This window comes from Rhizomicrobium sp. (assembly GCF_056722145.1).
In genome coordinates this window covers 1-5,648 of the sequence record NZ_JBWZET010000045.1, presented here as the reverse complement: position 1 = coordinate 5,648, position 5,648 = coordinate 1, and the positions used below count along the sequence as shown (strand labels likewise).

Below are 5,648 nucleotides of genomic sequence, written 5' to 3'. Positions count from 1 at the left end.
GTCGTGGCGCAGTGCACGGGCGGTGTCGCGGAAGCGACGATAGGGCATCAGGAGCGCGCCGGCACCGTAGTTGGCGAGGCCGATGTGGAGGAGGGCATTTGCACTAGGGTTGCTCATGAACGCGCCTGCCGCCAACTCCGCCAGCATGTCGCCCGCTTCGAGGCGTATGAGTTGAACCGCCAATAAAAATGATCTTGTTGCAGCAGGTTGAGAAGAATTGATACGAACGATTTTGAGATTTGGATCGAACGCGCGCAGCCCGTCCCCCGGCGTATCGATCAGCGCCGTGTCGCAGCCATGACGATGCTTGAGCGCCGCGATCAGCCGCGCCTCCACATCCGGGCCGCCCAGACCCAGTTCCTCCGCCAAATCCTCCGCCCGGCAATCGAGCGCGTGGATATAATTGCCCGCCTCGTGAAACCAGTCGCGTACCAGTTCCCACGGCATGCGCGCGGCGGGGGCGGCGTCGCTCGCCAGCGCCTCCTCCATCATCGCGATGCGGTCCTGCGCCTGTCGCCAGGCATGATGCAGATCGACATAGCGCGCCGCGAAGTCGGGATAGTGCAGCAGAAGCCGCTCGGTCCGCTCAGCATCAGCGGGCGGCGAGCCCACCGCCGGGCTCGCCATCGCCCAGTTGAACGCGCCGAGCAATTGCTCCTCCTGCCGCTCGTCGAAACTGGTCCAGTCGAGCGGAAAGGCGCGGGCGAGGGCGGCCTTCACCTTGGCGGTCAACGGCCTGTCGTCATTTTCGAGCTGCGAGAGGTAACTGACAGAAATCCCAAGTAATTTCGCCATGCCAGCCTGATCGAGCCGTTGGTCGAGGCGCAATTGCCGCACCTTGGGGCCGACGAAGAGGCGAACGCCGCGAGACATGCATATTCATTAATTTGCAAAACGATTTTTTGCAATTCCGCAAATTCGCATTTGCGCTGGACGGCAAATCTTGGGAAGGCGCCTCATCGACGCGACCCTTATAACAGGAAAAGCACTCCGCATGTCCAAGCTCGCCATTCTCGAAAAGCTGGAAGCCAAGCGTGACGCAGCCCGTATGGGCGGTGGCCAGCGCCGCATCGACAACCAGCACGGCAAAGGCCGCCTGACCGCGCGCGAGCGCCTCGACGTTCTCCTCGACGAGGGGAGCTTCGAGGAGGTGGACATGTATGTCGAGCATAACTGCATCGACTTCGGCATGGACGAGCAGCATATTCCCGGCGACGGCGTCGTCACCGGATCGGGCACGATCAACGGCCGCCTCGTCTTCGTCTTCAGCCAGGACTTCACCGTCTTCGGCGGCGCGGTGTCCGAACGGCACGCGATGAAGATCTGCAAGATCATGGACATGGCGATGAAGGTCGGCGCGCCCGTGATCGGCATCAATGACTCGGGCGGCGCGCGCATCCAGGAGGGCGTCGCCTCGCTCGCCGGCTATGCCGAGATTTTCCAGCGCAACGTCATGGCATCGGGCGTGATCCCGCAGATCAGCCTCATCATGGGCCCCTGCGCGGGCGGCGCAGTGTACAGCCCCGCGATGACCGACTTCATCCTGATGGTGAAGGATTCGAGCTTCATGTTCGTGACGGGGCCCGACGTGGTCAAGACCGTCACCAACGAGATCGTCACCCAGGAAGAACTCGGCGGCGCAGTCACCCACTCGACCAAGACCTCGGTGTCCGACCTCGCGCTCGAGAACGACATCGAAGCCCTGCTCGCCACCCGCGATTTCTTCGACTTCCTGCCGTCGTCGAACCAGGACGAGGTGCCCGAACGGCCGAATTCGGACCCGTGGGACCGTCTGGAAAACAGCCTTGACACGATCATCCCCGCCAACGCCAACCAGCCCTACGACATGGTCGAGGTGATCCGGAAAGTGCTCGACGAGGGCGATTTCTTCCAGATCCAGCCCGGCCACGCCGGCAACATCCTCTGCGGCTTCGGCCGCATCGAGGGGCGCACCGTCGGCGTCGTCGCCAACCAGCCGATGGTGCTGGCCGGCGTGCTCGACATCAACTCGTCGAAGAAGGCCGCCCGCTTCGTGCGCTTCTGCGATGCGTTCAACATCCCGATCCTCACGTTCGTCGATGTCCCCGGCTTCCTCCCCGGCACTGCGCAGGAGCATAACGGCATCATCAAGCACGGCGCCAAACTGCTGTTCGCCTATGCCGAAGCCACCGTGCCCAAGATCACCGTGATCACCCGCAAGGCCTACGGCGGCGCCTACGACGTCATGGCCTCGAAGCACCTGCGCGGCGATCTCAACTATGCCTGGCCCACCGCCGAAATCGCGGTGATGGGCGCCAAGGGCGCGGTCGAGATCATCTTCCGCGGCCTTTCCGCGGAAGAACAGGCCGAGAAGACCAGGGAATACGAAGACCGCTTCGCCAACCCGTTCGTCGCCGCCAGCAAGGGCTTCATCGACGAGGTGATCCACCCCCACTCGACGCGGCGTCGCATCGCGCTGGGCCTCAGGAAGCTGCGCAACAAGGCGCTCGAAAACCCCTGGAAGAAGCACGACAACATCCCGCTCTGAGCGTCCCGTTTGCATAGGAAAACGATCATGGAAGACATCTACATCGTCAGCGGCGTCCGCACGGCAGTCGGTGATTTCGGCGGGGCGCTGAAGAGCTTCAAGGCCAGCGATCTCGGTGGACTCGTCGCCGCCGAAGCGATGAAGCGCGCGGGCGTCGCCCCGTCGGACATCGAGCATGTCGTGTTCGGCGAAGTCGGCTCGAACAGCGCGCGCGATGCCTTCCTCAGCCGCGTCTGCGCGCTCAACGCCGGCATTCCCAACGAAGTCCCGGCGATGACCCTCAACCGCCTGTGCGGCTCAGGCATCCAGGCGATCGTCTCCGCCGCGCAGATGATGAAGCTCGGCGAAGCCGGCGTCACCCTCGCGGGCGGTGCCGAATCGATGACCAACACCCCGTTCCATGACCACACCAGCCGGTGGGGCCAGAAGATGGGCAACATCGTGCTGGAGGACGCGCTCCTGATCGGCCTGTCCGATCCGATCGGCGGCTATCACATGGGGATCACCGCCGAAAACGTGGCCGAGCGCCACTGCATCAGCCGCGAGGACATGGATGCGCTCGCTGCCACCAGCCACGCCCGCGCCGCCCGCGCCCAGGCCGAAGGCCGTTTCAAGGACCAGATCTTGCCCGTAGAGATCAAGACCCGCAAGGGCGTGGTCGTGTTCGACACCGACGAGCATGTGAAGGCCGACACCACCGTCGAAGTCCTCGCCGCGATGAAGCCCGCCTTCAAGAAGGACGGCACCGTCACCGCCGGCAACGCCAGCGGCATCAACGACGGCGCCGCCGCCGTGGTGCTCGCCACCGCCAGCGAGGTCCAGAAGCGCGGCCTCAAGCCGCTCGCGAAGATCGTCGCCTGGGGCCACGCCGGGGTCGAGCCCGAATACATGGGCGAAGGCCCGATCAAGGCGGTGCCGATCGCGCTCAAGCGCGCCGGGCTGACGCTCGACCAGATCGACGTGATCGAATCGAACGAAGCCTTCGCCGCCCAGGCCGCCGCGGTCGCCAAGGTGCTGGGTTTCGATGCCGAGAAGGTCAACCCCAACGGCTCTGGCGTCAGCCTCGGCCACCCGGTCGGCGCCACTGGCGTCATCATGACCGTCAAGGCGATCCATGAACTCAAGCGCATCGGCGGCAAGTACGGCATGATGACGATGTGCATCGGCGGCGGCCAGGGCATCGCCCTGGTCATCGAGAACGTCTAATCCTCCCCGGTACGGGGAGGGGGACCGCCGCAGGCGGTGGAGGGGACTCTCCGCCTGATGCGCCGTCTCCCTTGTGGGAACAGGAGCATAACGACATGAAACTCGGCCGTCTCAACCACATCGGTGTCGCCACGCCCGATCTCGACGCCAGCGTCGCCTTCTACCGCGACGTGATGGGCGCCACCGACATCACTGAACCGTTCGTGCTCGAATCGCAGCAGGTCCGCGTCTGCTTCGTCAACACGCCCGGTGAAAACGGCACGGCGGGCACCCAGGTCGAGCTGCTCCAGCCCACCTCGCCCGACAGCGCCGTCGGCAAGTGGCTCGAAAAGAACCCGCTCGGCGGCCAGCACCACGTCTGCTTCGAAGTGCCCGATATCCACGCCGCCAAGGCCTGGTTCGAAGGCCAGGGCAAGCGCGTCCTCGGCGAACCGCGCATCGGCGCCCACGGCACGATGATCTTCTTTGTCCACCCCAAGGACATGGGCGGACAACTGACCGAGATCATGGAAACCCCGAAGCATCCGCACTGAGAGGGCGCATGGCCTACGAACGCATCACCCTCGAAATAGCCGGCGGCGTCGCCACGCTGACGCTCAACCATCCTGCCACGCGCAACGCGCTGGCCTGGGCGATGGCCGACGAGATCAGCCACGCGCTCGACCACCTGGGTGACGCCCGCGCCCTCGTCATCGCCGCCGCCGGCAAGAGCTTCTGCTCGGGCGGCGACATGGGCATGTCCGTCCCCGCCGGGCAGACCATGGGCGACGAGATCAAGCGCGGCCTCTCCGAAAACGTCAATCCCATGCTGCTCAAGCTGCGCGCGCTCGACATTCCGGTCATCGCCGCGGTCAACGGCGCCGCCGCCGGGGCAGGGGCCCCGCTCGCGCTCTCGGCCGATCTCGTCATCGCCGGCGAGAGCGCGTTCTTCTTCATGGCCTTCCCCAACGTCGGCCTCGTCCCCGATGCCGGTGGCACCTGGCTGCTTCCCCGCCTGATCGGCACCCCGCGCGCGATGCAGATGATGATGCTGGCCGAGAAGGTCGGCGCGGCGCAGGCGCTCGACTGGGGCATGATCTACAAGGTGGTGGCCGACGACGCGCTGCTCGCCGAAGCCCAGGCACTGGCGGCAAAGCTGGCGAAAGGCCCCACCGTTTCCTACGGACTGATCCGCCGCAACATCGCCACCGCGCTCGACGGCGATTACGCCGCTGCCCTCGCACTCGAAGCCGAAGGCCAGCGCGTGGCCGGCGGCAGTGCCGATTGCGCCGAAGCCGTTTCCGCATTTCTCGAAAAACGCAGCCCCAATTTCCAGGGCAAGTGAGGACTATCATGGCGAAGATCGAAGACTGGCAGGCCGCTGCCGCCAAGGAAGTCAAGGGCAAGAACCTGACCTGGCAGACCCCCGAGGGCATCGCCGTCAAGCCGCTCTACACCGCCGAGGACGTCAGCGAAGACCCGGGCCTCCCCGGCTTCGCCCCGTTCACCCGCGGCGTCCGCGCCAGCATGTATGCGGGTCGCCCGTGGACGATCCGCCAGTACGCGGGCTTCTCCACCGCCGAGGAATCGAACGCGTTCTATCGCCGCAACCTCGCCGCCGGCCAGAAGGGCCTCTCGGTCGCCTTCGACCTCGCCACCCATCGCGGCTATGACAGCGATCACCCTCGCGTCACCGGCGACGTCGGCAAAGCCGGCGTGGCGATCGACTCGGTCGAAGACATGAAGATCCTGTTCGACGGCATCCCGCTCGATCAGATGTCGGTGTCGATGACGATGAACGGCGCGGTCATCCCGATCATGGCGTTCTTCATCGTCGCCGGCGAGGAACAGGGCGTCCCCACCGAAAAGCTCGACGGCACCATCCAGAACGACATCCTCAAGGAGTTCATGGTCCGCAACACCTACATCTATCCGC

At 65.1% G+C, this 5,648-nt stretch carries 6 protein-coding genes; 5 read left to right on the top strand and 1 reads right to left on the bottom strand.

What is annotated here, in order from left to right:
• Window positions 1–873, bottom strand: an 873-nt coding sequence (locus AC1P6P_RS02760; RefSeq protein ID WP_481400905.1) for a helix-turn-helix domain-containing protein, incomplete at its 3' end; no start/stop codon positions are given.
• A 121-nt stretch (window positions 874–994) separates the two neighbouring features.
• On the opposite strand from AC1P6P_RS02760, the gene AC1P6P_RS02755 reads away from it, so the two are divergent.
• The 5 genes from AC1P6P_RS02755 to AC1P6P_RS02735 all read left to right on the top strand — a co-directional run.
• Window positions 995–2,527, top strand: a complete 1,533-nt coding sequence (locus tag AC1P6P_RS02755; RefSeq protein ID WP_481400904.1) for an acyl-CoA carboxylase subunit beta — start codon at window positions 995–997, stop codon at window positions 2,525–2,527.
• Window positions 2,528–2,554: 27 nt separating this feature from the next.
• Complete coding sequence (bktB, locus tag AC1P6P_RS02750) at window positions 2,555–3,733, top strand: beta-ketothiolase BktB (protein ID WP_481400903.1); 1,179 nt, start codon at window positions 2,555–2,557, stop codon at window positions 3,731–3,733.
• A 95-nt stretch (window positions 3,734–3,828) separates the two neighbouring features.
• Window positions 3,829–4,266, top strand: coding sequence for a methylmalonyl-CoA epimerase (gene mce, locus AC1P6P_RS02745; RefSeq protein WP_481400902.1), 438 nt, complete (start codon window positions 3,829–3,831; stop codon window positions 4,264–4,266).
• A gap of 8 nt (window positions 4,267–4,274) precedes the next feature.
• On the top strand, window positions 4,275–5,057 hold the full coding sequence (locus AC1P6P_RS02740; protein WP_481400901.1) for an enoyl-CoA hydratase-related protein: 783 nt from the start codon (window positions 4,275–4,277) through the stop codon (window positions 5,055–5,057).
• A gap of 8 nt (window positions 5,058–5,065) precedes the next feature.
• Window positions 5,066–5,648, top strand: a 583-nt coding sequence (locus AC1P6P_RS02735) for a methylmalonyl-CoA mutase family protein (RefSeq protein ID WP_481400900.1), incomplete at its 3' end; no start/stop codon positions are given.